Annotated in this window: 1 protein-coding gene; it reads right to left on the bottom strand. The window is 54.0% G+C overall.

Annotated features, from left to right (window positions below):
- A partial coding sequence (locus ACZ3HH_RS29860; protein WP_465810167.1) for a DUF3418 domain-containing protein occupies nt 1–276 on the bottom strand: 276 nt, incomplete at both ends.

Genomic DNA, 276 nt, shown 5'->3' with positions numbered 1-276 from the left:
CTCACAAAAACCTTGCGCATAATCAGGCAGCGGCACCAGATGACGACGTAATTTTTGCGGCAAAGACTTGAGCAGCAACTGCACCTTTTCCTTGAGCATGCCAGGCACCAACCATTCACAGCGCGTCACACTGACCTGATTGAGCGCATACAAGGGCACCGCCAAGGTCACACCATCACGCACATTGCCCGGTTCAAAGTGATACGCCAATGACATCAATACACCCGCATGCTCCATGCTCTTGGGAAACTGGTCCGACGTCACACCCGCCGCTTC

The organism is Pseudomonas sp. PME37.24/025 (assembly GCF_055556615.1).
The sequence above is the reverse complement of the archived record's forward strand: the minus strand, read 5'-3'. Positions and strand labels throughout refer to the sequence as shown.